This window comes from Amycolatopsis sp. NBC_01307 (genome assembly GCF_035975215.1).
Classification (GTDB): Bacteria; Actinomycetota; Actinomycetes; order Mycobacteriales; family Pseudonocardiaceae; genus Amycolatopsis.
In genome coordinates this window covers 8,924,556-8,951,243 of record NZ_CP108403.1, presented here as the reverse complement: position 1 = coordinate 8,951,243, position 26,688 = coordinate 8,924,556, and the positions used below count along the sequence as shown (strand labels likewise).

Below are 26,688 nucleotides of genomic sequence, written 5' to 3'. Positions count from 1 at the left end.
GCGATCGAGGACAGTTGCGGTCCTCGATCGCCCCTGGCTCGGAGATCAGTCGAACTCGACGCCCCACCGCTGGTTGGCGGCGTACTGGCAGTCCCAGAGGACGAGCCTGGTGCCGTCGTCACCGCCGCCACCGATGGTGCTCAGGCAGCGGCCCGAGCCGGTGTTCTCGATCTGCCCGTCCGGCCGCTGGAACCACCGCTGGGAGTTGTTGTTGTAGCAATCCCACAGCTGGATCGGGGTGTTTCCGGCGGTCGCGCCGTTGGTGACGTCCATGCACCGGCTCTTCATCCGGATCGTGCCGTCCGCCTGCAGCTGGACCTGCTGGGCTCCGCTCCCGCTGCAGGTGAACAGCTGGATCGCCGTGCCGTTCGCGTCGACGTTCTGGTTGACGTCCACGCACTTGCCGAGCACGCCGACCAGCCGGCCCTTGTGCGGGTACAGCCGCTGGACCGTCCACACCCGGTTCGGCGAACCCGTGCAGGGCTGGATCGCCACCGAAGTCGCGCCCTGGGTGGAGTCCAGGCACTTGCCGGACTTCGGGTTGACCAGGCTGCCGTCCGCCCGCAGCTGCCAGAACTGCGCGGGATCACCCGTGCACTGGTACGACCACACCGGCGTCCCGTCCGCGATGGCGCCGCCCTTGACGTCGAGGCAGCGGCCGAGCGCCCGGATGCTGCCGTCCTTCGCCAGCGTCCAGGTGTCGGAGAGGGAGATCACGCAGCCGACCGTCCCGACGGTCGCCTGGTCGGCCACGACACGGCCGGTGACGTTGAGGCAACTGCCGTTGCCGTCGGTCAGCTGGCCGAAAGCCGCGTTGCGTTCGCTGGGCGTCCAGATCTGCTGGGCCTGGCCGTTGCAGTCCTGGAGCGTGACCGCGGCGCCGTTGGTCGATCCGGCGGCCGAAGCGCACCGGCCCGCGCCCAGGTTGAAGATGCGGCCGTCGGCGAAGACCTGCCACTCCTGGGTCGCCGAGGCCACGCACGCGACCGCGACCACCGCGGTGCCGGCGGTGGTGCCGCTGTTCTGGGTGTCCGCGCACTGCCCGAGCACGTGCAGCGCCAGATCACCGGTGGTCCACTGCTGTCCCGGCCCCGACGTGCACGACGACATGTTGACGACCGTGTTGTTCGGTGTGCCGCCGTTGAGGTTCAGGCAGGCACCGCCGACGCCGGTGATCGGACCGCTGCCGGCGATCCGGTTCGACCGCACCCGCAGGTTCCGGAACTTGACCTGGTCACCCGTTCCCTGCCCGTCGAGGCTCACCATGGTGCGCCGGGCGAACCCGGCGGGCGCGGTGTACTCGTTGACCTTTGTGCCGTTGAGCAGCACCGTGATCTTGGGGCCGGAGAGCGTGACCTCGAACGTGTTCCATTCGCCGACGGGCTTCGCGGCGGTCGTGGTCGGCGCCTTGAGGCCCTTGACGGCACCGGTGGCGTCCGTGCCCGTCGCCGCGGTCGGACCGATCACGATCTTCGCGGCGGCCGGGGCCCCCGCGATGCGCGACAACCCGACGTTGATCGCCGACTGCGAGTTCGCGCCGACGGCCTTCCAGTCCAGCCGGAGCGAGTAGTCGTTGTCGAAGAGGTCCGCGGGGTTCCACGGACCACCCGCGCCGGCGACCGTGCCGAACTCACAGCCGTCCTGAACGGCGGAGGTCGTGCCCCACCGCGCCAGCGACGTCTCGGCGCGGCCGTCCAGCAGCGGGAGGAATCCCGGCTCGTCCGCGGGGGTGACGCAGTTGCCCGCGGCCGTGGCCGCCGCGCCGCCGACGAAGTAACCGGCGACGTCAGCCGTCAGTTCGACCTTGCCGTTCTCGGTCGTGGCGGTGAGCTTGCCGCTCGAGCCCAACGGCACGAGCGCGCTCGCCGCCGCGGTCTGTCCCTGATCGGCCTGCAACGCCGGGAAGTTGGCCCAGCCGGTTTCCGGGGCGAAGAACGAAACTCCCGTGGGCAGCACCTTGTCCGCGGCGGCCGCCGTGACGAGGACGCCCGTGGCGTTCGACGGCACCCCGGCGATCCCGCCGACCTGAGCGGTCACCGGGACCCCGCGGTCGACGGGCGCGACGGCGACGCCGGTCCCGGCGCGCGTGTCGAGAACCCGGGCGGTACCGGCGGCCGGGACGAACTTCGCCCCGGTACCCGACGCGAACCAGCCCTGCAGGTCGACCGCGAGGTGGGTGAGACCGGCCGAGTTCCGCACGCGGATCTTGCCGTCGTCACCGATCCGGACGATCGCCAGGTTGGACCGGCGCTGCCCGACGTTGAGGTACAGGCTGCTGGTGTCCGGGGTGTAGCTCTGCGGGTACGCCGCGATGCTCGCCGGCGCGGTCGCCGCCATCGCGGTCAGGTTGACGGCGACGGCTGTCGCGTTCGTCGGAACACCGGCGGTGCCCCGCACCTGGATCGCGTACTCCTCGGCGGCGCCCAGCGCGCGCGGGTGCGCGCTCGCCGAGTCGCGTGTGTCGAGGAGCCGCGCACCGCCGCTCTTCGCGGTGTACAGACCCGGACCGTCCGAGCTGAAGTAACCGGCGAAGTCGACCGTCACCCCCGGCGTGCCGACGGTGTTGCGGATCCGCACCGCGCCGTCACCACCCAGCGGGACGACGACCGTCAGCGCCGCCTGCCTGCTCGTGTAGACGGGGAACCGGATCGGCTGCGCGGCGCCGGGGTTCTCGGCGGTGAACTGCAGCTCGGTCGGGCCGTCGGTCAGCCCGGCGGTGACGGTGAGCACGACCGCTTTCGCCCCGGCGGGAGCGCCGGGGACGGTCAGGGCGAACGTCTCCCCCGCGGTGAAGCGGCGCTGGTGGCCGCCGACCGCGGTGTTCGTGTCCAGGATCCGGACGGGGTTCGTCAGCGGGTTGTAGCCGGTCTGAGTCGGCGCGGCCGCGGCGCCCGGCGAGCCGAGCGCGAGGATCCCGACTCCCCAGTCGTTGGCCGCACCGCCCGGCACGGCCTTCGCGTTGGTCTTCAGGAGATATTCGAGCTGCGAGGCATCCAGCTGGAGGTTGGCGCCCTTGAACAGCGCCGCCGCCCCGGCGACGTGCGCCGCGGCCGCGGACGTCCCGCCGAACCCGGCCGGGCCGGAAGTGAACGTCGAAACCTGGTCGAACCCGGTGATGTCCGGCTTCACCCGGCCGTCGACGGTCGGGCCGTGACTGCTGTAGTCCTCGAGCACGCCGGAGTTCGGCTTGGTCGCGCCGACCGCGATCGCGTAGGGCGAGCTGGCCGGTTCGGCGATGCTGCCGGCGGGCGTCGGCCACTGCAGCGCGCCCCCGCCCAGCTTGGTCACGTAGAGGTCGAACGGCGTCGTGAACGGGGCGTTGTTGTTCTTGATCCAGATGTAGAAGGTGCCCGCGGAGCCGGTGTTGTTGGTGAACGACGTCTCCTCGACCGGTGCGGCCCCGCCGGTCGTGTCCCGCTGCGAAATCGTCGACCGGGCCAGGACGTGGGGATCGTTCACCCCGGTCGGGGCGATCGCCTGGTCGGTGACGTAGACGTCGAGGTCCTTCGTCGTGAGCGGCCAAGCGTCCCAGCGGAGGGTGACCGTCGCGGACTGTCCCGCGGGCAGTGCGAAGTTGTTGACCTCGGAAGCCCCGCTGAACTCGACCCAGCCGTTGCCGCCGCTGCGGTCGGCCGCCTGGCCGGCGAAGTGGAGCTTGCCGTAGTTGCCGGCCGCCGTCGACCAGAGGATCCCGGCCTGCCGAGACCGCTGGACGACCTGGGCCGGACTGTTCACATCCGGTCCGGTGCCATCACCGCGACCGGCACCCGGCACGGTGATCGCGGCGCTGATGACCTGGACCCCCTGCTGCTGCAACCAGTCGGCCGCAGGCGCGAAGCCCATGTCGTCCTGCACGCAGGACAGGTACAGCTGAGCGTCCGGCGCCATGTCGTGGACGACCTCGGCGACGTTGACGCCGTGGGTGTCGTCGACGGTCGCGTCGAGGCAGTTCGAACCGTTGGTGACCAGCTGGGTCCCGGTCGGCAGCTCACCGGCGGCCTGAGCGTCGGCGAGCCCGCCGAAACCGACGTCGAGGATCCCGATCTTGGTCCCGGCACCCTTGTAGCCGGCCTGGATCCAGGCGTCCGCACCGGACGGGCCGACGCCCTCGGAGGTGATGCTCGCGGGCAGGACGCGCGTCGGGCGTTTCACCTCGTGCACGCCGGGCTGATCGCCCAGGGCATCGATCTCGTCCTCCGGAACGGCGGCGCGAACCTGTCCTGTTTGGACAGCGGAGACGGTCCCGCCGACGTTCTTGACGGCCTGGCGCAACACGGTCTCGTTGTCGCCGCGGACGTAGAGGAGCACGTGGCCGGCCTTGTCCTTGGCCACCCGCTCCTTCGGTCTCGCCTTGGCCACCGACTCCGCAACGGGCGCATCCCCCGGAGCCGCCGCGTCGGCCGGCAACGTGAGACAGCTCACCGCCAGGGCTGTGGTGGCGGCAAGGATCGCCGCACGTCGCAAGATTTTCATTCGTTTCACACCAATCGAAAAAGGTCAGTTGCCCGGACGAGCGAATTCTTGGAATTCGGAGAAGAACTGACAGTCCACCCACTCGTCATAGAGAATTTCCGTCTCGAGTCGATCATTGAACAGCTCCACGAGAAACTCGGGGACACTTCCCGAGAATTCTCCCCATCCGGCACCATGCTTGTCGCAGTACAACACGACTTCGACATCCGGATCCGCAACGCCCGGCGCACGCCAAAAGTAGACGTGCTGGTCGCCGTGCCCCCAAGCGACGAGACCCGACTTCTCCGGGTGAAAATTATACGGAAATTCTTCGAAGTTCACCTGCCTCGCGTAACGGAGAGTCTCTCCAACCGATTTGAGGGTACCCATGAACATGGTCGAGGTTTGAACACTCTGAACCGGGTTGTAGAAGTTAATCCAATCACCGAAGGATCCCGCCGGGAATCGACTCGAGATTGCTTTCACGCCTAGGGGCACCGCGACTCCCAACTGCCCTTCGACATGCTCCCAGGTCAGCGCCGGCACCACCAATTCCTTTCGCCACTTCAGCAGTTCAACGAGTTGCTCAACAGGTTGTCCTTGGATCATTTCCCTCTTTCACGTTGTAGATCTGCACGTAACACTCGAAGCCGCCACTGCCGTACGCGGCGGCGTCGATCCGCCAGGGCACCGGATCCGATCCCTTGTACAGCACGCGGACCATGTAGAAAACACTTTGCGGCGCGCCGCTCTGCCGACCCGACGAAGTGTTGTTGCCGACGGCGTCCCTGGTACCGGTTTCAATCGAGTGGAGCATGTCTCTGATGTTGACCAGCTCGAACTGCGGAACGATATTCTCCTGGCCGTTGCTACCCCAGAAAATGGAAGCAATGATGTGCCCGCGGTGCATGCCACGCTCCCAACCGAACGGCTTGGTCGGCCGTCCCGTCCGGTTCCGGGTCTCCGTGAGACAGACCGAGCCGCCAGTCGCCCGCATGCCCTTGGTGCCGTCACCCAATTCCGCAGGCTCCATCGGTAAGTACTCCGGCTTGTTCGGCTCCATGTCGAGGCTGTCGCAGAACGTCTGGAAGTCGGCGTTGTCGGCAACAGGCGGCCGCCCAGTGCCGGGGGAACCTTGCTCCTGGGGTGCCTCGGTTGTCTCGTTGGCGTCCTCGTAGTAGTCACCCGTGGGATCCTCGACCGTCGTTGCGGGAGTCGTCGCGTTCGTGGCGTCGACCAAGTCCGCGACAGTGGCGCCAGGTGGCAACTGGTGGGCAGGGCGGATGGCATTGACCAACCAGGGAGGTGGCGGGGGCGGACTCGGGCGGACCGGACGGTGCGTCGATGTACCTCCGCTGGGACGACCACCTGGGCGTCCTCCGGGTCGGGGTCCGACAACCGACGGCCCTCGACTCGAACCGTTCGAACCTCGGACTTCTTGATGATGCCAAGCGCTATCGGTGGCGTCGTAGTGCCCGCAGTTGTAACAAATGGCCGAACACCGGTCTTTGATGCAATCCCGTCCGTCCGACATGGAACCCGGACATGCACCTGCACCGAAGAGGTCACCCACGATGTCCCCGAAAATCCCGAAGAACCATCCTCCCGCGGCCCCACCGATGATCGAGCACACGGGATTGTGGCCGCTCGGGTCGGTGTTCCCGACCGCGTCACCGTTGCCGTACGTGTAGCGGTTCGTCGCCGCCGATGGGTCCGGCGAAAGGTTCCAGTCGTCGCGGCTGACGAAGCCGCCCCGGTTCGGGTCGTACCAGCGGGCCGTCATGTTGACCAAGCCCGTGTCCGGTGTTGTCCAGTCCCCCTGGTAGCCCAGGTTCGACGTCTCACCCGACGACGACGTCACCGTGCCGAACGGGTCGTACGTGCGCTGGCCGTCGACCACCGCGCCCAGGTAGCGGCCCTCCACGTCTCCGTGGCGGTCGGCGAAAAGCGTTTTCCCGCCGGCCGCTCCCTTGTCGCCCAGCGCCGTCCCGTCCGGGAGGCGGGAGACCTTTCGCGTGCCGTCGGTCACCGTCTCGTTCGAGAGGCCGTCGTACGTCAGTGCCGTGCCGTTGCGGTTCACCACCCGGTCGTTGCTGTCGTACTGGTTCGTCGTCGTGCCCTCGCGGACCAAGCGATCGAAGGCGTCGAACCCGTTGGTCGTCGTCACGCTGCCGCGTGTGACCGACTGCAGCGTGCCGCGCTTCCGGTACGCGTACGTCGCGCCGCCGCCGGAGAGCAGCTGGTTGCGCTCGTTGTACGTGTATGCCGAGCCGTTGACCGACGTGCGGTTCCCGGCGTCGTCCCAGCCGTAGGTCGTGGTCTGGGACCCGGCCGTCCAGCTCGTCAGTCGGCCTGCTCCGTCGTAGCCGTAGCTGTTCGCCGTGGTGGCGCCCACCGAGCGCGTCGACGTCTTGGTCGTGACCTTGTCGTCGTTGTCGTACCCGTAGGTGTCGCCCAGCAAGACCCGCGAGCCGACGTCGGTGAGCTGGGTCAGGCTGTCGGATGACAGCCGGCCCAGGTTGTCGTAGCCGCTGGTGCGCATGATCCGGCCCGCGACCGCGCGGTCCTGGGTGACGGACAACCGGCCCACGGCGTCGTACTTGTAGTCCGTCGTGCGGCCGGTGAGCGGGTCCGCGGTCGACGACAGCCGGCCGGCGCCGTCGTAGGTGAACGTCGTGTTGCCGGCGGCGTCCGACCGCGTGGCCAGCGTGCCGTCACCGTTGTAGGTGTAGACGGCCGTGCCGGACGCGCCCTGGGACGTCCGCAGGTTGCCGCGGTCGTCGTAGCGGTAGTTCGTGTCACCGCCCGGGCTGCCGATCTTCGTCAGCCGTCCGGCCGAGTCGTAGCCGTAGGTCCGGTCGGTGGTGGCGTTCTCCGCGCCGGCCCCGTGTTCCGCGGCCAGCCGGTCCTGCTCGTCGTAGTCGCGGGTGCGGGTGACCCCGCCGGGCGCGGTGAGCTTCGCCGCACGGCCGGCCGCGTCGTACGACGTCGTCCAGGTGTGGTCCGCCGGCGCGGTCGCCCCGGCGACCGACGGCTCGACCACCGAATCCGGCATCCCCCACGGCGTGTAGGTGTAGTCGGTCGCGTGCCCGTTGCCGTCGATGAAGTGGCTCCGGTTGCCGAGCCGGTCGTAGCCCGTCCACGTCGTGATCGACTTGGCCGAGTCGACCTTTTCGACCTGCTTCACGAGCCGGTTGAGGAAGTCGTACCCGTAGTCGACGGTCCGTCCCTCGGGCGACTTCGTGTGCAGCACGTTGCCGTTGCCGTCGTAGTCGACGGTCGAGGCCCGCTGCTGCTGCCCGCCGAAGACCTGCGCCGACCCCGTCATCCGACCGGCGAGGTCGTACGTGTTCGTGCTGGTCAGGCCGGTCGCGTCGGTCGTACTCGCCTCGCGGCCGGCGTTGTCGTACCCGTACGTGACGGTCCGGTTCGTCGCGTCGGTCGAGCTGACCGGTTCGTCGGCGCCGTTGTACGCGGCGGTGCTGACGAAGTTCTGCGGCGACGTCGTCGACGTGACGTTCCCGGCGTCGTCGTAGCCGGTCTTGGCGGTGTAGTAGACCGGCTGACCGTCGTAGCGTTCGACCTGCGACGCGGTGATCTGCCGGCCGAAGTCGTCGTAGGTGAACTCCTGCCGCGCGCCGGCCGGATCGGTCGTGCTCGTCAGTTCGCCGTTGCCGTCGTAGCTGTTCTTCGCCACCGACGGCGTGTCGCCGACCTGCGGCAACGTCGTGGTCAGCACGTTGCCGTACGGGTCGTAGGTGCTGGCCGTCACGTGGTTGAGCGGGTCCGTGACGGTCAGGGCGTTGCCCGCGTAGTCGTACTCGGTGCGGGTGGTGGGCACGATCGGCGTCGTGGTGCCCGGCGGCGTGTACGCCGGGAGCGTGCCCGACGTCGCCCGGCCCATGCTGTCGCGTTCGGTCGTGGTGACGTTGCCGGACGCGTCCTTCGACTGTGTCACCTCACCGAAGGTGTTGCGCCCCAGCACCGAGCTCGTCGTCACCCCGGTGGTCTGGACACCGTTGACCCAGACGTCCACCGCGGGGTTGATCACCGAGACCTGCTGGCCCGTGGCGTCGTAGGTGTACTGCGTCTCGACCTGGCGCCGGTCCGACGTCTTGATCGCGAGACCGCGTTCGTCGTACGTGGTCGTCGACGAGAGGATCAGCCCGGACGCCGCGGTGGTGTCCTCTCGGCTGACCTGCCCGTCCGGGGCGTAGGTGTAGTCGGTCGTTTCCACCCGGGACGGGTCGGCCGCACCGGTCGCGGACATCCGGGTGACGTTCCCGGCGCCGTCCCGGACGAACGTCGCCTTCCGCTTCAACGCGTCCGGGTCCACTGTGGACTCGCTGACGTAACCCGCGGCGTCGTAGCTGCTGGCCGTCTTCCGGCCGCCCGCCGTGACGTCCAGGCTCACGTTGCCGGCCGGGTCGTACGTCCGCTCGTCGAGGACGACGTCCCGGGCCGGGCCGGTCGGCGGCCGGTAGTTCTCCAGCGTGGCCTTCCACAGCAGGCCGTCGCCGTAGTAGCTGTAGCGGGTGGAGCGGTCCATCGCGTCCTGGACGCGCTCGAGCCGTCCGGCCGGGTCGTAGCTGCGGTTCTCGACCCGCAGGATCCCGGGCTGCCCCGGCTTCGACGGATCGGCGCCGATCCCGTCGGTGACGCGCGACAGGAGCCGGTGCTGGTCGTCGTACTGGTCGGTCCACTTGACCCCGAGCACGTCGGTGGTGACGAGCTTCAGCAGGTCGGCGGAGTACTCGTAGGTCACCACCCCGCCGTCGGGGTACGAGACGCCGACCTGGTGGTCGAACTTGTCGTAGCTGAACACCGACTTCCGCGCGACGTCACCGCCGGTCGCATCGGTGACCTCGATCTGCAGGAGGTTGCCGTCGCCGTCGTAGGTGTTCGCCGTCACCGGCGTGTGCGTGACACCGGTGACCGGGTTGACGACGCCCGGCGCGGTCACCTTGGCGATCCGGGACTGCGGGGTGTACTCGAACGAAGTCGTGCCGTAGTTCGCACCGCCGGCGTTCCCCAGTCTCTGGGACGTCTTCCGGCCGATGCCGTCGTAAGCGAACGTCGTGACCAGGCCCTTGACGTCCGTGCCGGAGTAAAGGTCGCCGTTCGCGAGGTAGCTGTTGCGCGCGACCTGCCCGCGGCGATCGGTCACCTGGAGCAGCACCCCGGCCGGCACCTTGCCGTTGTTGTCCGCCGCGGCCTCGTTGCCCTGCGCGTAGACGCTGACCTCGGTCGGCGCGACCGTCTGCCCCGCCGGGATCGGGAACGTCGTGGTGGTCAGCCTGCCGGCCGTGTCGTAGGCGTAGGACGTCCGGTAGCGGGTGTCGGTCGCGCTCGACGACCGCGCGTCCGAGCTGGTCGCCGGTTTGTCCGCCCGTGGATCGAGCGGAGACGTCCCGGAGACGTAGGTGAAGTACGCGGTGTTGCAGCTGTCCACGGCCCGGCACGTCTTGCGGCTGAGCACGTTGCCGCGGTCGTCGGTCGTCTGCTCGACCCGGCCACCGGCCTCGTCCACGGTGGCTCGGACGAAGCCCTTTTCGTTGTACTCCCAGGACTTCGAGAATCCACTGTGGAGCGTCGAGGTGAGGCGGCCGCCCTGGTCGGCGTCGAACTTGTACGTCCAGTCGGGGTAGGGGCCGTGCAGCGTGACCGTCCGGTCCGCGTTGACGCGCACCGGCGCGTCGAGCGTCCAGTTGCGGCCGTCGTGGTCGGTCAGCGTCTTGACCCGGTCCGCGCGATCGTCGTAGGTGAGCTTCGCGAAGCTGCGGCTGTCCTGCGGGAGCGTGATGCCGGTCAGCTCGTCGACCGCCTGCGCGGCGTCGAAGTGCTGCTTGACCGCGAACGGGCTCAGCGTGTGCTGGTAGAGCGCGACTTCGTCGATCGCACCGGCGAAGTAGAAGTCGCCGCCGTTGGTGGACGGGTAGTTCTTGCCGACCCCGCCACCGACCGACAGTTTGCCGAGGGATCCCTGGTCGACGATGCCCGCGATCGTGCCGACGGCGGCGCCGTCGAGGTACAGGGTCTGGGTGTTCACTTCGGACGTCAGGACGGCGTGGTGCCAGGTGTTGTCGTTGACCTTGGCCGTGCTGACGACCTGGCTCGGACCCGTCACGTTCCGCGCGGTGAAGCCCCCGTAGAGGGAACCGTCGACGCCGACGTACAGCACCGGCCGCGCCTTGAGCGAAGTGGTGCCGGGGAAGGCCTCGTCGGCGTAACCGAGCAGCGTGCCGCTCGCGCTCGTCTTGAACCAGAGCTCCGCCGACGCGGACATGTTCTGCGACAGCAGGTCGTCCGGCAGCTTGAGGTAGCTGGCCATGCCGTCGAACACCGCGGCGGTGTCGCCGGTCCCGGCGAGCGCGCCGCCGGCGCCGAAGCCCAGGCCGTTCTGGGGCGCCGCGTCCGCACCCGGCGTCCGCGCCGCGACGTTCGCCGCGCTCGCACCGCTTTCCTCGTCGAGCCGCCAGTAGCCGCGCGGGCCGTCGTCGAGCACCGAGCTCCGGTAGTGCGAGCCGGTGGCGCGCCCGTAGTTCGTGCAGTTCGGCGCGGGTCCAGGGGCGCAGACGCTGGTCAGCGTGTCGCCGACGTAGGTGTAGGTCCAGCTCAGCGGCGCGTCCCCGGTCTTCGGCGCCGGCGTCTGCACCTGGGTCACGTGCGCCCCGGTCCAGGTGATGGTCAGCTTCCGGTGGGAGACGTCGTTGACGATCCCGTCGACCCGCCCGTTCGCGTCGTGCGTGAGGGTCTCGGTCAGGCCCGCCGGGTCGGTGATCGTGATCAGCTTGCCCGCGTTGTCGAACAGCCACCTGGTGCCGCTGACGTCGCGCAGGGTGTAGTAGCCCGTGCCGCTGTCGTAGACCAGGTCGACGTTCTGCCCCATCGGCGGTGCGAACGTGCCGTCCGGGTTGCGGCCGAAGCGGGCCTGCCTGCCGTTCGGGTAGGTCAGCAGGACATCGGTGACGACGTTCTGCGCGGAGCGGTTCGGCACCAGGCGCGTGTCGAGCCGGGACGCCCAGCCGACGCCGAACGCGGTGTCGCGCCGCGGGTCGAGGCTGTTGTACGTCCGGGTGATGGTGAGATCCGGTCCCACGGTGGCGACGCTCGCGTCGGTCACGACCGTGGAGTAGTTCCCGATCTGCGGGTCGAGGCCGGGGCCGTTCACCGTGTCCGGGCTGCCGGCCAGGTGTGAGGTGATCTCCGGCTGCGGCACCCGCGTGGTCAGGGCGAGCTTGGCCGCCCAGTCCGGTGACGGGCTGACCGTGTCGTGCGTCTTGATGCCCCAGTAGTAGGTCTTGCTCCAGGCCAGCGTGCCCGGCGGCGGCGTCCAGCTTTCCGGGCCCCAGCCCGATTCGGTGCAGTTCTGGGTCAGCGCGACGTCGGTGCAGATCCGGAAGAGGAACTTGAAGCCCTTGTTGGGCCAGCCGTCGTCGTCGACCGCGCGCGCGAACAGCGTCGGGGTAAGGGATTCGACGATGCCGCCGTTCCCCGGTTGCTGGTAGTTCGACCCCGGTGGCACGTTTTCGACCTTCAGCGGCGCCTGGCCGTAGGGGACGCCGTACACCGCGTTGAAGTCCTGGTTGGCCGGTGTCCACATGGTCAGGTTCAGGTCGTACGCGCCCGGCGTCAACGCGGTCAACGGCACCGTGATCGTGGTCTGCGCGCCTGGCGGCACCGCGGCCGCGGGTGCGACGCCCTGCGACGTCTTGACGACCGTGCCGCCCTGCTTGACGACGTAGCCCAAGCGGTACCCGACCCCGGCCGGCCAGGTCGAAGACCCCATGTTCGTCACGCGGGCGGTGAACGTGCCCTCGCGGTTGTTGGTGGGCAGCAGGACGTCGGTCAGCTCGTAGGTGGCGCCTTCGGGCGAGTAGCTGACGTCGATGTAGGGCTGGTTGACCGTATCCGCCGAGGCGAAGCGCTTGAACGCCGCGCTGTCACCTTCGTTGGTCGCCCGCAACGTGAAGCCGTTGCCGAGGGTCTGGCCGTGCGACCACTGCGCCGGCACCTCCTGCGGCAGCTGGAACCCGGCCCAGTACTGCCCGGAGCAACTCGGGCCCGTCAACGCGGGGATCTGCGTGGTGGCCAGGGCCCGGCCCGCGGCCGCGCCGGGCCAGGTCGTCTCGCGCCCCCAACCCTGAGTGGCCTCGAACAGCGTCGCCGGCCTGGCCTGGCACGAGTACGTGGCGAGCACGTTCACCGTCGCGCCGAGGATGTACTGGTTGCGCAGCCGGTTCAGTGCGTCGGTGAAGTGCAGGTAGGAGCGGGAAATCGTGGCACCACCGTTCGGCGAGCCCACTTCCAGCAGATCTTCCGTGGAGTGGTTCGCCGTGGTGCCGGAACGCACGTAGGTGTCGTCGGTGTCGCTGGAGAACTTGCCCAGGGTCGGGTCGACGACCACGGGGAAGACGCGCGCGGAATCGTGGAGCCAAGCCGGATCGACGTCGACCTGCAGGGTCCACGTCCGCGCGTCGACCTGGGAAAGCCCGTAGCTCACGCCGTCGCTGCGCATGCCTTGGCCGGTGGCCGGGTCGATCTTCGCGTCGGTCATGAACCCGGCGGGGACGGTCGCGCGGATCGCGCCGGCGGCGTCGGTCAGTTCGACCGCCCGTCCCGCGAGCCGGGGCTGCAGGCCGCCGGTGTGCAGGGTGAACGAGTAGCGCGTCTGCGCCCGTGCCGAGTGCAGGACGAGCTCTTCCTCGAGGCCGCCCGCGGTGGCCGTCAGCCGGAGGTCGGTGTCCGGCCGGACCGCCGGGTAGGTGACGGCGTCACCGTGCACCTGGCCTGCGGCCGGAGCCGCGTCTCGCAGGGCGTACCCGAGCGACAGCCCGTCGACCCCGAACGTCGCCACCGGGTCGGTGGCCGCGGAGGTGGCGAAACTGACGTCCGCGGCACTCGTCTTCGGCCGGATCCGCCCATCCGGCCCGGCGACCAGGTTCAGGTCGGCCCGCTGCCAGCTGCCGTCCGGCCGCCGGACGTTCGACGGCCCGCTGTGGACCCGAAGGGTCCGGGTGCCGTCCGGGTTGTCGAACGTTTCGGTGTTTTCCGTGCGGTCCTGCGGTCTTTCGACCGCCTTCGGATCGATCGAAGGCCGGTCGTTGCGCTGCACCACGGCCGGCTTGACGTGCTGCCGAGCGGCCATGGCGGCCGTCTGGGCGGGCGGCACGGCCCGTTCGTCCGCCACGGCACCAGGAGGCCGCGGGGTGTCCCTCGGTGACAGGGCCGGGTTGCCGTCGTCGCCGACGCCCGCTCCCGTGCCTGCGCGCTGCGCGGGGGAATCGAGTGACGCCCCGGCCGGCAACGGCGCACCGGGCTTGGCGTACTCCACCGCCGAGCCCGCGACGGGAAGCAGAATCACCAGGACAAGCGCGAAAATCGACCAAATCCGCGCAGAACTCAGCGCGCGTGAACGCACCACGAAGACGCCCCCTCGGACCACACCAAACGCAGCCGTCCCCCGACGCCAAGCGGAGACGCTATGCAAGAGTTGATCAGGAGGTCAATCTTCTTGACGCGGAGTTAACTCGAATGTTGTAACTCAGAGACAAGTCGACCTTACTCCGAGTGGTCTAGCGTCGGGGGCAGACCGTCAGCTCGCCCGCAGGAAGGGCGCGGTCGCAGTCGAACCGGCCGCGCAGCCGCGTCGCGACGTCCGGCGGGAGGCGGTCGACCGCCAGCCAAGAGGACTGGACCACCAGGTACTCGGCGGCGGTCCGCTCGATGCACGCCAGGTTCTCCCGGTAGCTCTCCAGGCCGCGCACCGCCGGGACGTAGGTACCGCGCTGCACGAACACCGGCGCCGGGTACCGGCAGTCGGCCGGGTTGCCGAAGAAGTACGCCATGTCGCCGAACGCCAGGTAGAGCACGGTGGCATCCGGGCCGATCCGCGCCCGGACCGGTTCGAACAGCCGCTCGTCGAGCCGCGCGGCCGCCACCCGTCCGGAATTCGTGTAGTCGGCGTGGATCGCGTCGAACGAGTAGGGCGCGCTCGGCCACACGGGCACGACGAGTACGGCGACCGCGCCGAGCACCGCCACCACCGGCCGGGTCCGCCGTCGATCCAGGAGCCCGATCAGCGCCACGGCGACCACCGACGCGACCAGCGCCGCGTAGACGACCGTCCCGTGCCCGAGGCGCCACTCCGTCGTCGCAGCCGAAACGATCGGCGCGCCGATCCCGAGCGCGACCGTCAGCAGCACGAGCGCGCGGGGCGGGCCGCCGTGCTCGGCGGACCAGCGCGCCACGGCGAGCCCCCACAGCGCCGCGGCGAACGGGACCAGCGCCGCGAGGTGGTACTGGAACCACTGCCCTTGGATCACCACAGCCGCCAGCACCACGCCCACGGCGACCGCCGGCAGGACAAGCCACGCCACGCGGGCACGACGTACCGTCGCCAGCCGCGCCAGCACCACGATGCTCACCGGGAGAAGCGCCAGCATCGGGACGGCCAACGCCTCGTTCAGCACGGTCCCGGCCAGTGCTCGCGCATCGCTCCACAGCAGGCCCCGGCTGAGCGGGCTCCCGCCGTTGAGGCTGGACAGCTCGCCGAACCACCGCCATTCCCGCGGCTCGACCAGCACGGTCAGGCCGAACAGGCCGAGACAGATCGGCAGGCCGAACGCGCCGGTCAGCAGCGCGCGCCGCCGGTCGAGGACGGCGAGCGCGCCGAGCGCCACCAGCGCGGTCGGCACCGTCGTGTACTTGACCAGCACAGTCAACGCCAGCAGCACGCCTCCGGCCGTGGCCGCGAGCAGTGGCCGGCGGATCCGGAGCGCAGCCCCGACGGCGCCGGCCGCGAACACCGCGGCCAGCCACTCCGGCTGCAGGAAGTCCCAGTTCGGGGCCAACGCGAGTGCGAGCCCCGTCATCGCGGCGACCGCCGTCGCCTCACCGGCCGGGCGGCACCGCGCCAGACCCGCACGCAACAGCACCGTCACCAGCAGCACGACGAGCAGGGCCAGCACCCGCACGACCGCTTCCCGCACGGGGATCGGCAGCGAACTGCCGACGTCCCCCAAGGCCAGCACCACCCGGTAGGCCATCGGCCGGTGCACGAAGACCTCGGCCGGCGAGAAGCCCGCGCGACCGGCCGTCTCGAGCGTGCCGAGGACGAACCGGACGTCGTGGTCGAGCCCGGTCCAGGCGATGGTCAGGGCGAGCGGGACCAGGAGCAACAGTCCCCAGGGAAGCAGCGCCCGGCGGGACCCGGTGGGCGCCGCGACGTCGTTTCGGCTCAGTTGCTCACCTCGGGCCGCGCGGTGAGGGACTCCTCCAGCCGCGCCAGCCGCTCTTCGTACTTCGAGATCGCCGACAGCCGCGCCCGGATCCTGGCGTGCTCGGCGCGAACCTGGTCGGCTTCGTCCGGCGCGTACTCGAGCTTGTCCGCCGGCCGGGCGGCCGAGCCCGGCCGCTCGACGGCCGCGACCCGCGCGTCGAGGGCCGCGAGGTGCGGCGCCAGGCGGCGCTGCTCGTCGTACAGCCACTTCACGTGACCATCGAGTTCTTTGGTGCACTTCTCGACGTCTTGGCGCAGTGCCGCGATGTCCCCGTGGAGCGCGTCGAGCTCGGGCCGGATCCGGTCGAGGGCGATGTTCTCGATCCGCGGCCGCACCTTCGCGACCACCGGCCGACCGACCGCCCGAGCGAGCTCTTTCGCCCGTGAGAGCGCCCCCTGCAAATCACTCACTGCACAATCTCGATTCTTCCGGAGTCACGCCAGGCACTCAGCAGCCGGGATTCCGCGTCGAGGCGGTGCTCGGCCGTCACGCCGACCTTGCTGCCCCAAGCGTGCTCGAAGTCGGTCTGGTCGGGTCGTTCGATGATCGACACGCCGGTGAGCCGCACCACCGCGTCGGGGAACAGCTCCTTGCACAGGTAGGTCACGAGGGTGCCTGTCGTGGCCCACACGTGCTGGTCCGTCGAGAGCCCGAGCAAGCGCGAAAGCGGCTGTACGAACCGCCGGTTGGAGATCGGCACGAACCCGAGGTCGGCGGGCCACCAGTCGGGCAGGGTCTCCGGCTCCCAGAAGAGCCGGCCCGGCTCCGCGAGCAAGTAGAGGCGCGAGGTGTAATCGGCGAAGGTGTACGGGGAGACGATGACCCCGCGGTGGACCACCACGACGTCGGTGCGGGTGCCGTAGGCCGGCTCGGCGTCCGGCTCGTCCAGCGCGAACGTCGTCATCCGGAAGACCAGGTCGCTGCCGTCGATCAGCGCGGCGCGCTCGGCGTCGGGTGCCATCGGCGCGTTCCCCACGACGGCGATGGTGCCGGCCTGCTGGCCTCGAGCGTAGGAAAGCAGCAGTTCTCGAAGCATGTGACCCGTATCACTCTCACCGAGCCGTCCGGACGTCTCATCTTTGAACTGAGTCCGATTCATTGCTTCCTCACCGACATGTCCGGAGCTGCCGACCCCGCCAGTAACCGGGCCGCCGTCAGGCGGCAGTTGAGCAGACGGACAATAGCCGACAGACCACCGTCGTCACCCGGAAGGGGTGCACTGTGACCGCGCTGGCCATCGTCCCGGCTAGGGGCGGCTCCGTCGGGCTGCCGGGCAAGAACCTGGCGCTCTTCCAGGGCCGTCCGCTGGTAGCGCACACGGTGCACACCGCCGTCGCGGCCGGGATCGCGGACGTCGTCGTCACGACCGACGACGCCGAGATCGCCGCCGCCGCGGCCGCCGAAGGCGCCCGGACCGTCGAACGCCCGGCCCGCCTCGCGGACTCGGCCAGCAGGACCCTCCCGGCGGTCCTCCACGCCCTCGACGCCCTCGACGTCCCGGACTCGACCCTGGTCCTGCTGCTCCAGCCCACGTCGCCGCTGCGGACGGCGGGCGACATCGCCGAGAGCCTCGACATCCACGCCGACCGGCCCACCGGCTCCGTCGTGCAGATGTGCCGGACGGCCGAGCACCACCCGCTGAAGGTGTGCCTGGAGACGCCGGACGGCGGCATCGCGCCGGTGCGGGACTGGTCCGACCTCGAGGCGCCACGGCAGACGCTGCCCGTTGTACTGCGCCCGACCGGCGGGATCTACCTGGTGCGGGCCGGGGACCTGCGGACGCACGAGCGGTTCTTCATCCCCGAGGTGCGACCGCAGTTCGTGCCGGTCGAACGTGCGATCGACATCGACTCCGCGGCCGACCTCGTGCTGGCCGAGGAACGGGCGGCCGCCCGCCGCTGACTCAGCGGTCGACGAAGGCCTTGTACAGCGAAGGCCGCCAGATCTCGTCGCCTTCGAGCAGTTCGACGATGCGCCGGTGGGCACCCGGTTCGCCGAACGCGGTGTCGGGCTCGCAGCGGCCCATCGCCCGGGCTTCGGCGATCCCGGCCGAGACGGCGTCCGCGGTCGGCTCGACCGTCAGCACGCTGGGCGCGACCGCGCGGTTGCGCTGCCGCGTACCGACGGTGACCGACGGCGTGCCCAGCACCGGCGCCTCCCGGACGCCGGCGCTCGAGTTCCCCAGCACGACCGCCGCGTTCTTCATCAGGGTGACGAAGTATTCGAAGCGCATCGACGGCAGCCGCACGAACCGCGGGCCGGCGAGGCGGTCGAGCTCGCTGCGGATTTCGCGGCAGCCCTCGTCGTTGTTCGGGTCGATGACGACCCAGTTGCCCTCGGCGAGGACCGCGTCGACCACGGCGGCCGCGTTCCGCCGGTTGAGGTCGCGTTCGGTGGTGACCGGGTGCAGCGCGAGCAACCCGTAGTCGGTGAACGGGATCTCGTAGTGCCGTCGCACCTCGTCGAGGTCGGGCAGCCGCGCGGACGTCAGGACGTCCACCTCGGGGCTGCCGACGACGAAGATCCGATCCTCTTCCTCGCCGAGTTGCAGCAGCCGCCGGCGGGCTTGCTCGTTGGCGACCAGGTGCACGTGGGCGTGCTTCGACAGCGAGTGCCGGATGACGTCGTCGATGGTGCCGCTGACCTCGCCACCTTCGATGTGCACGACCCGGACGTTGGCCAGGGACCCGACGATCGCGCCCGCAAGCGCCTCGACGCGGTCGCCGTGCACGACGATCGCGGCGGGCTGCTCCTCGTGCACCAGCCGGGCCAGCGCCTGGACGGTGTTCGCGAGCACGAGCGCCATCGGCTCGTCTTCGATCTGGTTCGGGATCAGGTGCAGCCGCTCCAGCCCGGCCAGCTCGATCTCGCGCACGGTGTAGCCGTAGCTGCGCAGCATGTGCATGCCCGTGACGACGATCCGGGCCGACAGCACCGAGCTCTTCTGCACGGCGAGCATGACGTCCCGGAGCTTCCCGAAGTCGGCGCGGGTCCCGGTGAGGAACAGGACCTCACGCCGCCCGGGCTCAGCCAAGGTCCGCCCAGCTCACCTGCGTGTTCGCGGGGAGCGCCCGCGTCGCGACCCGGCCGAGCAGGCTCTCGAAGTCCTTGGCCTTGATCTCGCCGGTGCCGGGCCGCTTGACCCAGATGTTCTCGGTGCTGAGCGACTCGCCTTCGGCGACGTCCTTCGTGGTGACCACGCAGGCGTAGGCGAAGTCGATCGTCGGCTGCTCCTCGGCGAGGATCTGCTTCGAGCCACCGCGCGCCGCGTGGATCAGCCGCGAGCCCACCACGAGCTCCTTGAACTCGGCCGGGGTCGAGGACACCGGGATGTCCGGACCCGGCCAGCTCATGTCGGACGTGAAGTGCCGCTCCAGCACCGAGGCGCCGAGCGCGACCGCGCCCAAGCAGGGGTAGATGGTGGTGGTGTGGTCGGAAAGCCCGAGTTCGGCGTCCGGGAACGCGGCGTGCAGCTCGGCGAGCGCGCCGAGGCGGACCTGCTCCGGCGGCGTCGGGTAGAGCGAAGTGCAGTGCAGCAGCGCGAACCCGACCCCGGCCGCGCGCAGGATCTCGACGGCGGGGGTGATGGACGCGACATCGTTCATCCCGGTCGACAGGATGACCGGCTTGCCGTACGAGGCGACGTGCCGGATCAGCGGGTAGTTGTTGCACTCCCCCGAGCCGATCTTGAAGCCGGCGACGTCCAGCTCGGCCAGCCTGTCCGCGGCCGCGCGGGAGAACGGCGTCGACAGGAAGACCAGCCCGCGCTCCTCGGCGTGCACCTTGATCTCGCGCTCGTCCTCGGCGGTGAGCGCGACCCGGTTCATCATGTCCCAGATCGGCTCGTCGGCGTTGCCGGGCACGACGTCGTTCGGGATCATCTCGTCGTCGACCACGTGGGTCTGGATCTTGACGACCTGGACGCCGGCGTCCGCGGCGTCGTCGACCATCTTGTGGGCCTTCTTGGGGTCACCCTCGTGGTTTATGCCGATCTCGGCGATCACGAGAGGCGGGTGGTCGGCACCGACCGGGTGCTCGCCGAGCATGAACATGAAAACCTCCGGGTCGCTGCGTGGCTGCGGTCCGTCCACGACCTTAGCCCGTGCCGTACCGGACCCCGGCGGCCCGACCCGAGTGCCCTACCAATGGGCCCGCTCATCCCATCGGTACCCTCGTCCACGTGCATGCCACCAGCACGGTTCAGGCCGCGGACTCACCCGTAGCGACGTCGGCACCGCCGAGGTCGGACAGCAAGACGTTCGCGCGAGCCATAGCCGACATCAAGGCCGGTTTCTCCGCCCGCGAGCTGTGGGGTCACCTCGGCTGGCAGGACATCAAGCAGCGCTACCGCCGGTCGGTGATCGGGCCCTTCTGGATCACGATCAGCCAAGCGGTCATCGCGCTCGGGCTCGGGCTGCTGTACTCGCAGCTGTTCCACTCGCCCATCGAGGTGTTCCTGCCCTACCTGAGCACCGGGTTCATCCTCTGGGGCTTCATCAGCGGCTGCCTGGCCGAGGGCATGGAGACGTTCATCGCCAACGAGGGGATGATCAAGCAGCTCCCGGCGCCGCTGAGCGTCTACATGCTGCGCACCGTGTGGCGCCAGACGCTGCTGCTCGCGCACAACATGATCGTCTACGTGGTCATCCTCGTGATCTTCTTCAGCGCGCTGGACGGCCCGTATTCACTGGGTTCCCCGGACGGCCTCTGCCACAACGGCCTCTACTGCCACCCGGGCCTGAGCTGGAACATCCTGCTGGCCATCCCCGGCTTCCTCCTGCTGGCGCTGAACGCGGCCTGGGTGACGCTGCTGCTGGGCATCATCTCGACCCGCTTCCGCGACATCCCGCAGGTCATCAACTCGCTGATCCAGCTGCTGTTCTACGGCACGCCGATCGTGTGGCCGGTCGACCAGCTGCTCGCCGGCGGCTCGCGGGCGGGTGTGGCCCAATGGGTGCTGCCGATCATCCAGCTGAACCCGCTGTACCACTTCATGCAGGTGGTCCGCGCACCGCTGCTCGGCCAGTCGTTCACGGCGGGCAACTGGATCGTGGTCGGCTCCATCACCATCGTCGGCTGGGCGCTCGCGCTCGTCGCGATGCGCAATTACCGTGCCCGCGTCTCCTACTGGGTGTGACACATGGTCTCCATTGATGTTCAGAACGCTTTCGTCGACTTCCCGATCTTCGACGCGAAGACCCGGTCGATGAAGAAGCGCGTCCTCGGCAAGGTCGGCGGCAAGATCGGCACCGACACCAAGGTGCCGATCATCGAGGCCCTCCACGACGTGACCCTCAACCTCCGCGAGGGCGACCGCGTCGGCCTGGTCGGCCACAACGGCGCGGGCAAGTCCACGCTGCTGCGGCTGCTCGCCGGGATCTACGAGCCCACCCGCGGCTCGTCGCGGATCACCGGCAAGATCGCGCCGGTCTTCGACCTCGGCATCGGCATGGACCCGGAGATCTCCGGCGAAGAGAACATCATCATCCGCGGCCTCTTCCTCGGGATGACGGCCAAGGAGATGGAGAAGCGGGTCGACGACATCGCCGAGTTCACCGAACTCGGCGACTACCTGCAGATGCCGCTGCGGACGTACTCCACAGGCATGCGCGTGCGGCTGGCGCTCGGCGTCGTCACCTCGATCGACCCCGAGATCCTGATCCTCGACGAGGGCATCGGCGCGGTCGACGCGGCGTTCCTCAACAAGGCACGCGACCGCCTCAAGGACCTGGTGAAGCGCTCGGGCATCCTGGTGTTCGCCAGCCACTCGGACGAGTTCCTGTTCGAGCTGTGCGACTCGGCCCTCTGGATGGACGAGGGGCACCTCAAGCAGCAGGGTTCGCTGCGGGACGTCCTCACCGGGTACAAGGGCCGCGACCCGTTCATGGACATGAGCCAGGAAACGCTGCAGCGCCTGGGCATCGAGCCGGTGGCGACGACGAACGGCGGGGAATGATGGCCAGCGAGACCCAGCAGCTGCCCGACGGCGCGGTCGTCGGCGTGGTCGTCACGCGGCACCGGCGCGAGCTGCTCGCGGACTCGCTGAAGGTCATCGCGGCCCAGACCCGCCCCGTCGACCACCTGGTCGTCGTCGACAACGGGCCGGACAACTCGGCCCGCGAGGTCGTCGAGAACTACCCGCTGCCGCACACGTACCTGCCGTCGCACCGGAACCTCGGTGGCGCCGGCGGGTTCGCGCTGGGCATGCTGCACGCGCTCTCGCTGGGCGCGGAGTGGGTCTGGCTGGCCGACGACGACGGCCGCCCGGCCGACGAGAACGTGCTGGCGATCCTGCTGGAGGAAGCGGAAAAGCGGGGCCTGGCCGAGATTTCCCCGGTGGTGTCGAACATCGACGCGCCGGAGAAGCTCGCGTTCCCGCTGCGCCGCGGCCTGACGTGGAAGCGGTCGCAGTCCGAGCTGGGCGTCGACTTCCTGCCGGGCATCGCGTCCCTGATGAACGGCGCCCTGTTCCGGGCGTCCACTTTGGACGTCGTCGGCGTGCCGGACCTGCGCCTGTTCTTCCGCGGCGACGAGGTCGAGCTGCACCGGCGGCTCGCCCGCTCGGGCCTGCCGTTCGGCACGTCGCTCAAGACGAAGTACCTGCACCCGGACGGCTCGGACGAGTTCAAGCCGATGCTGGGCGGCAAGTTCCACGCCCAGGACCCGGAGAACGAGGTCAAGCGCTACTACACGTACCGCAACCGCGGCTACCTGCTGTCCCAGCCGGGAATGCGCAAGATCGGCGCGCTGGAGGTGCTTCGCTTCGGCCTGTACTTCGTGGGCGTGAAGCGCGACCCGAAGGCGTTCCTGGCGTGGCTGAAGCTGGTCCGCCAGGGCCGGGCGGAGAAGTTCTACCGCTACTAGCTTTCAGCCGCGGTATGCGCCTTCGATCGGCACGGGCTCGGCTTCGGTCCGGACGTCGGTGAGCTCGGCGGCCGGCACGGTCTGGCGCCACACGCGGTAGTCCACCTCGACGAGCCCGAGGTCGCGGGCGAGCAGGTAGTCCTCGTCGACCAGGTGCAGGTCGGCGCTGTCCCGCCCGCGGCCGAGGACCTCGAAGGTGCCGCCGCGCCACCGGCACAGCGTCCGCACGAACGTCAGGTCGTCCAGTTCGACCTGCTCGACGACCTTCATCCGGAAGCCGTAGGTCTCGGTGAAGTCGGCCGGCGGCGCTGCACCCGGCAACGGGTGCAGCACGACCCGGCCGGCGCCGGCGAACTCGGCGTCGAAGTCGCTCCCGCGGTACCGGGCGGTGTAGCCGCGGCGCACCAACGGCGGTAGCGGCACGGGCGGCGGGAAGAACGCGGCTTCGCCGAAACCGTCCTTCTGGTCGGGGATCCAGCCGACCTTCCGGCTGTGGTACTGCGCCAGCCGCACGTCGCCTTCGTCGCGGCGGACGACCAGTTCCGCACCGGCCGGGATCTCGATGAGCCGCAGGACGTACTCGGGCAACGGGTGGTCGACCCCGGGGAAGTACCCGGTGCCGAGGAACGGCGGCGGGTACACCCGCGCCACCCCCAGCTCGGCCGCGATCTCCCGGTCCGACGAGCCGTAGGAGGTGCGGAACGGAAAGGTGTGGCCGGCCGCGAACTTGAGCAGGTAGAGGGCGTCGAGCGAGCCCCAGCCCGGGATCTTGGCCAGCCCGTAGTTCCGGAGAGCGGCGGCGGCATCGAGCTCGGCGACGTCCTCGGCGCGCCCGGCGAACCCCTGGATCCGGTGCGGTTCGAAGCGCCCGGGGACGATGACGTTCCCCAGGTAGAGCCCGACGAGCCCGGGCTTGACCGGCAGCTGGACGACGGTGCCGCCCGCGAGACCGGCGGGAGCGTCAGGACTCATCGGTTTCCTTCTGTCGTCGGATGGTCGGTGCGAACCTCATGGATGTCAGTCACCATGTGCTTCGGCACCAAGGCCTCGTAAGTGAACCGGTCCATCTGCTGGAAATGCACGTCGGGGTGTTCTTCCGGCTTGGCCCAGGTATCGGCGAGCCAGTGACCGTCGCCTTTTCCCACCACGCCGATGAAGAACTCGCCGTCCTCTTCGCTGTAGACCTCGAACCGGTGATCGAGAAAGGTGCCGTACGTGCGCACCGTGTACCACTCGTCCAGGTCCGCGATCGCCACTTCCTGGTCAGGAACCCCTTCGCGTCGCAGCATCACCCGGTCCGGAGGCCGCTCCGACACCGAAAAGACCGAACCCCGGTACACCCCGGACACCCGGGGGGAGATCCTCCTCGTCTCAGGCACCCGCCCCTCCTCGTCCACGTACGTCGAACCACCCTCGTCCGTCCAAGTACACCCCGGCCAAGGATTCCGTCCCGTCCGCGTGCACGAAGTACATCTCGGCACGGCCGCCGTAATCCGCCCGGGTGTGCAGCCATTCCGGTACGCCTCCGCCGGTGTAGCCCGTGCCGAGGAACGGTGGATCCCACGGGCGCGGCGCCGACTGTCCGGACAGGACCTGCATGTCGTGTGCGGACCCGGGATCCGTGCCGCCGTAGCTGATCTCCATCGCACCCGCGTCACGAGAAGCGGGGAACCTGAGCTGGTAGGCGTGGGGCGCATTGGCTTCGATCGGTGTCCACCCCGCCCCTTGGTCATCGAGCGCCAGCTTCGTCCGGAACTCCGCGGGCGTTCCGTACTGTGCGGTGTCGCTGCCCCGAGCGACGGAACCACCGACCTGCGCGGGGTCGAACACCTTGGTGTCGCCGGTGCTCAGCTCCACGTACCTGGTCTTGTTTTCCAACGTGGCTTCGCCCATTTCGGGCTTCACGACTTTCGTCATGATCTCGCCCGGGTTCGCGTGCAGCTCGTTGCGCACCGCGACGATCTCCGCGCGCTGGGCCGGGGTCAGGTTCGCCGTCGGTTGCAGGGTCATCGCCAGGTGGCGGTCCGGGTCGTAGCCCAATCTGCTTGCCGCGCCGCGGATCTGGTCGTCGGTGGACGTCGGGCGCGTTTGCATCGAGTCGCGGGTGTACTGGCCGCGCAGCTCGTCGTCGGTGGCGTGGTGGCCCTGGTTGTTGTGCATGCCGCCGGGATCGTCCGGCGGGTGGGGCGGGTTCGCACCGGGCGGTGGGGTTCCGCCGCCACCCGAACCGGCCGCCGCGGTCTTCTCCGCGGGCGCGTCGACGCGCTTGCCTGCGGCGGTCATCGTGTCCGCCGCGTTCGCCTCGGTGGTCTGGTAGTGCTCGCGGACCGCCTTGGTGCGGGTGCCGGCGTCCTCGACCGCCTTGCCCGCGCGGGTGACGTGCTCTTTGGCCGCCGAGACGGTGGTGTTGAGCGTGCCGGTCATCGTGGACCCGACCAGGCCCATCGACTGGGCGCCGAAGTTCGCGCCGGAGACGGTCCGGCCGACCGCGTGCACCTTGTCCTTCGTCCGGCCGAGGTGGCCTTCCATGGTGCCCAGGGACTCCGTGTGCAGGGCGTACCCGCCGCCGTGGCCGCCACCCGCCGTCGGACGTGGCTCGGTGGGGTGCGGGCTCGACGGCTCGTGGTGCGCCGGCGAGACGTCCGGGGTGTGGTGCGGCGTGCTCGTGTGGTGCGGGGTGCTGGTGTGGTGGGTCGCCATCACGCCTCCGCCGGCTGCTGGGTGTCGTACGGCTTGGCGGCCTGATACGCGCCTGTCGCGAGCCCGCCGACCGTGGAGAACCGGTCCAGGCCCGTGGTGAGCTTCTCCATGGCTTCGAGGAGCTTGGCCAGCCGGCCGCCCTGGCGCCCGAAGCCTTCGAGGAGCTTGCTGATCTTGCCGGCGATCTTCGACGCCGTCGCCGCGGCGCGGGCCGACGCGACCCCGCAGAACGCGGCGATCGAGCCGCCGAAGGTGCAGACCGCCGAGGCCGCCGCGATCAGCGCGTCCCGGATCAGCTCGGCGATCACCGACGAGATCAGCCCGAAGACGATGCCGCGCAACGTCGTGACGAGCATGCCGGAGATACCGGCCACCGCGGCCGTCCCGTCGAGCGTCTTGCCGAGCGACTCCAGCTCCTCGGCCATCTTCGTGAGGCTGTCGCGGTAGGCGTCGGCGGCCTGGCCGGTCCATTCGGCGACGCTGCGCAGGTCGTCCCGGTGTTCCTGGGCGAGCGTGTGCATCTCGGCCGCGGCGGACTTGAGCTGGTCGACGTTCGCGTTGATCTCGTCGGGGTTGCCGAGCAGGGCGTCCAGCGGCTCGCGCAGGAAGCTGATGTGCTCCAGCAGCCAGCCGACGCCGGCGTTGAGGACGGCGCCGAGCGGGTCGATGGCGGCGCCGACGGTGTCGACGACCGCGCCGGCCGCGCTGATGGAGACGTCGAGGACGCGCTGGCCCTCGGACTCCGAGTCGGCGGTGACGGAGTCGACGAGCCCGGCGTAGGTGTCGAAGACACCGGCCCCGGAAGTGGCGGTGGTCATGTCCGAAGTCCCCTCAGTCGCGGCGCATGATCGCGGAGCCGCCGAAGTCGTCATCGTCGTCGCGCGGCGGGCGCGTCGGACGGCGTGGCGGCGGCGGTGGCGTTTCCGGCTCTTCGTGCTGCCAGAGCTGTCGTTCCCGGATCGGATCGGGCGCCGGTGGCTCCTCGGGTTCCTCCGGCGGGACGTAGCCGGTGACCATGTGCATGGCCTCGGAGTCCCCGCCCAGCGGCGCGAACGCGGCCGCGACGTTGACGGCGGCGTCGCGCTGCGCCTTGCGGGCGAGCTTGAGGATCTCCTCGGCGAGCAGGGCCCCGGACTTGCCGGCGATCGCGGAGTCGGTGAGCCGCAAGTCGGTCAGCGAACCGTTGGGCGCGACCCCGACGTGGATCGTCCCGTCGGGCGAAGCGACGGTCGTGCCGGCGGCCTCGAGCCCGACGCGAAACTCTTCGGCCTTCTCGCGGACGTCGGCGATCTTCGTCTCGAAGTTCGCCAGCCATTCCTCAGGTGTCATCCCGGCCTCCCCGCAGTCCGACGCGCGGGGAAGGTTACTGGTTCCGTGACCAGCGTGGACG

Annotated in this window: 17 protein-coding genes; 4 read left to right on the top strand and 13 right to left on the bottom strand. The window is 69.7% G+C overall.

What is annotated here, in order from left to right; translation table 11 throughout:
* Positions 1-45 precede the first annotated feature (45 nt).
* The 6 genes from OG439_RS39725 to OG439_RS39700 form a co-directional block, all read right to left on the bottom strand.
* Positions 46-4,359, bottom strand: a complete 4,314-nt coding sequence (locus OG439_RS39725) for a ricin-type beta-trefoil lectin domain protein (RefSeq protein WP_326945638.1) — start codon at positions 4,357-4,359, stop codon at positions 46-48.
* A gap of 138 nt (positions 4,360-4,497) precedes the next feature.
* Entirely contained in the window at positions 4,498-5,061 is a 564-nt protein-coding gene (locus tag OG439_RS39720) for a hypothetical protein (protein WP_326945637.1), read from the bottom strand.
* On the bottom strand, positions 5,039-13,816 hold the full coding sequence (locus tag OG439_RS39715; RefSeq protein WP_326945636.1) for a LamG-like jellyroll fold domain-containing protein: 8,778 nt from the start codon (positions 13,814-13,816) through the stop codon (positions 5,039-5,041). Before OG439_RS39715 ends, OG439_RS39720 begins: the two co-directional genes overlap by 23 nt.
* Positions 13,817-14,027: 211 nt before the next feature.
* Entirely contained in the window at positions 14,028-15,632 is a 1,605-nt protein-coding gene (locus OG439_RS39710; protein WP_326945635.1) for a hypothetical protein, read from the bottom strand.
* 59 nt (positions 15,633-15,691) lie between these two features.
* Complete coding sequence (locus tag OG439_RS39705) at positions 15,692-16,081, bottom strand: hypothetical protein (RefSeq protein WP_326945634.1); 390 nt, start codon at positions 16,079-16,081, stop codon at positions 15,692-15,694.
* 59 nt (positions 16,082-16,140) lie between these two features.
* Complete coding sequence (locus OG439_RS39700; protein ID WP_326945633.1) at positions 16,141-16,770, bottom strand: hypothetical protein; 630 nt, start codon at positions 16,768-16,770, stop codon at positions 16,141-16,143.
* 185 nt (positions 16,771-16,955) lie between these two features.
* Between OG439_RS39700 and OG439_RS39695 the strand changes: the two genes are divergently transcribed.
* Positions 16,956-17,636: an acylneuraminate cytidylyltransferase family protein gene (locus OG439_RS39695; RefSeq protein WP_326945632.1), complete on the top strand. Its 681-nt coding sequence runs from the start codon at positions 16,956-16,958 to the stop codon at positions 17,634-17,636.
* Position 17,637: 1 nt separating this feature from the next.
* On the opposite strand, the gene neuC is transcribed toward OG439_RS39695, so the two are convergent.
* Together neuC and OG439_RS39685 are read right to left on the bottom strand one after the other, a co-directional pair.
* Positions 17,638-18,768, bottom strand: a complete 1,131-nt coding sequence (neuC, locus tag OG439_RS39690) for a UDP-N-acetylglucosamine 2-epimerase (RefSeq protein WP_326945631.1) — start codon at positions 18,766-18,768, stop codon at positions 17,638-17,640.
* A complete protein-coding gene (locus tag OG439_RS39685; RefSeq protein ID WP_326945630.1) occupies positions 18,761-19,786 on the bottom strand; it encodes an N-acetylneuraminate synthase family protein in 1,026 nt (341 codons plus the stop codon). Before OG439_RS39685 ends, neuC begins: the two co-directional genes overlap by 8 nt.
* 128 nt (positions 19,787-19,914) lie before the next feature.
* On the opposite strand from OG439_RS39685, the gene wzm reads away from it, so the two are divergent.
* Genes wzm through glfT1 form a run of 3 tightly spaced genes read left to right on the top strand, consistent with a single transcriptional unit; the run spans position 19,915 to position 22,598 of the window.
* Positions 19,915-20,871 carry a galactan export ABC transporter permease subunit Wzm/RfbD gene (wzm, locus tag OG439_RS39680; protein WP_326945629.1) on the top strand — a complete coding sequence of 319 codons (957 nt, stop codon included), beginning with the start codon at positions 19,915-19,917 and terminating at the stop codon, positions 20,869-20,871.
* A gap of 3 nt (positions 20,872-20,874) precedes the next feature.
* On the top strand, positions 20,875-21,690 hold the full coding sequence (gene wzt, locus OG439_RS39675) for a galactan export ABC transporter ATP-binding subunit Wzt/RfbE (RefSeq protein WP_247059962.1): 816 nt from the start codon (positions 20,875-20,877) through the stop codon (positions 21,688-21,690).
* On the top strand, positions 21,690-22,598 hold the full coding sequence (gene glfT1, locus OG439_RS39670; RefSeq protein ID WP_326945628.1) for a galactofuranosyltransferase GlfT1: 909 nt from the start codon (positions 21,690-21,692) through the stop codon (positions 22,596-22,598). The genes wzt and glfT1 overlap by 1 nt, the downstream gene beginning before the upstream one ends.
* A gap of 3 nt (positions 22,599-22,601) precedes the next feature.
* Here the strand turns inward: glfT1 and OG439_RS39665 are convergent, their stop codons facing one another.
* The 5 genes from OG439_RS39665 to OG439_RS39645 are packed head-to-tail and all read right to left on the bottom strand — an operon-like array spanning position 22,602 to position 26,627.
* Positions 22,602-23,570 carry a hypothetical protein gene (locus OG439_RS39665; RefSeq protein ID WP_326945627.1) on the bottom strand — a complete coding sequence of 323 codons (969 nt, stop codon included), beginning with the start codon at positions 23,568-23,570 and terminating at the stop codon, positions 22,602-22,604.
* Positions 23,567-23,947, bottom strand: a complete 381-nt coding sequence (locus tag OG439_RS39660; protein WP_326945626.1) for a hypothetical protein — start codon at positions 23,945-23,947, stop codon at positions 23,567-23,569. Before OG439_RS39660 ends, OG439_RS39665 begins: the two co-directional genes overlap by 4 nt.
* A gap of 22 nt (positions 23,948-23,969) precedes the next feature.
* Positions 23,970-25,298, bottom strand: coding sequence for a hypothetical protein (locus OG439_RS39655; RefSeq protein ID WP_326945625.1), 1,329 nt, complete (start codon positions 25,296-25,298; stop codon positions 23,970-23,972).
* Positions 25,298-26,116 carry a WXG100 family type VII secretion target gene (locus OG439_RS39650; RefSeq protein WP_326945624.1) on the bottom strand — a complete coding sequence of 273 codons (819 nt, stop codon included), beginning with the start codon at positions 26,114-26,116 and terminating at the stop codon, positions 25,298-25,300. Before OG439_RS39650 ends, OG439_RS39655 begins: the two co-directional genes overlap by 1 nt.
* Before the next feature lie 13 nt (positions 26,117-26,129).
* The gene (locus OG439_RS39645) at positions 26,130-26,627 is read right to left on the bottom strand and encodes a YbaB/EbfC family nucleoid-associated protein (protein WP_326945623.1); all 498 of its coding nucleotides are present in this window, start codon (positions 26,625-26,627) and stop codon (positions 26,130-26,132) included.
* Between the last annotated feature and the right edge of the window lie 61 nt (positions 26,628-26,688).

Excerpts from the sequence above, each read along its gene's own strand:
- OG439_RS39720 (WP_326945637.1), bottom strand. The coding sequence starts at position 5,061 with ATGATCCAAGGACAACCTGTTGAGCAACTCGTTGAACTGCTGAAGTGG.
- OG439_RS39700 (WP_326945633.1), bottom strand. The coding sequence starts at position 16,770 with ATGCTTCGAGAACTGCTGCTTTCCTACGCTCGAGGCCAGCAGGCCGGC.
- OG439_RS39685 (WP_326945630.1), bottom strand. The coding sequence starts at position 19,786 with ATGTTCATGCTCGGCGAGCACCCGGTCGGTGCCGACCACCCGCCTCTC.
- wzt (WP_247059962.1), top strand. The coding sequence starts at position 20,875 with ATGGTCTCCATTGATGTTCAGAACGCTTTCGTCGACTTCCCGATCTTC.
- glfT1 (WP_326945628.1), top strand. The coding sequence starts at position 21,690 with ATGGCCAGCGAGACCCAGCAGCTGCCCGACGGCGCGGTCGTCGGCGTG.
- OG439_RS39665 (WP_326945627.1), bottom strand. The coding sequence starts at position 23,570 with ATGAGTCCTGACGCTCCCGCCGGTCTCGCGGGCGGCACCGTCGTCCAG.
- OG439_RS39655 (WP_326945625.1), bottom strand. The coding sequence starts at position 25,298 with ATGGCGACCCACCACACCAGCACCCCGCACCACACGAGCACGCCGCAC.
- OG439_RS39650 (WP_326945624.1), bottom strand. The coding sequence starts at position 26,116 with ATGACCACCGCCACTTCCGGGGCCGGTGTCTTCGACACCTACGCCGGG.
- OG439_RS39645 (WP_326945623.1), bottom strand. The coding sequence starts at position 26,627 with ATGACACCTGAGGAATGGCTGGCGAACTTCGAGACGAAGATCGCCGAC.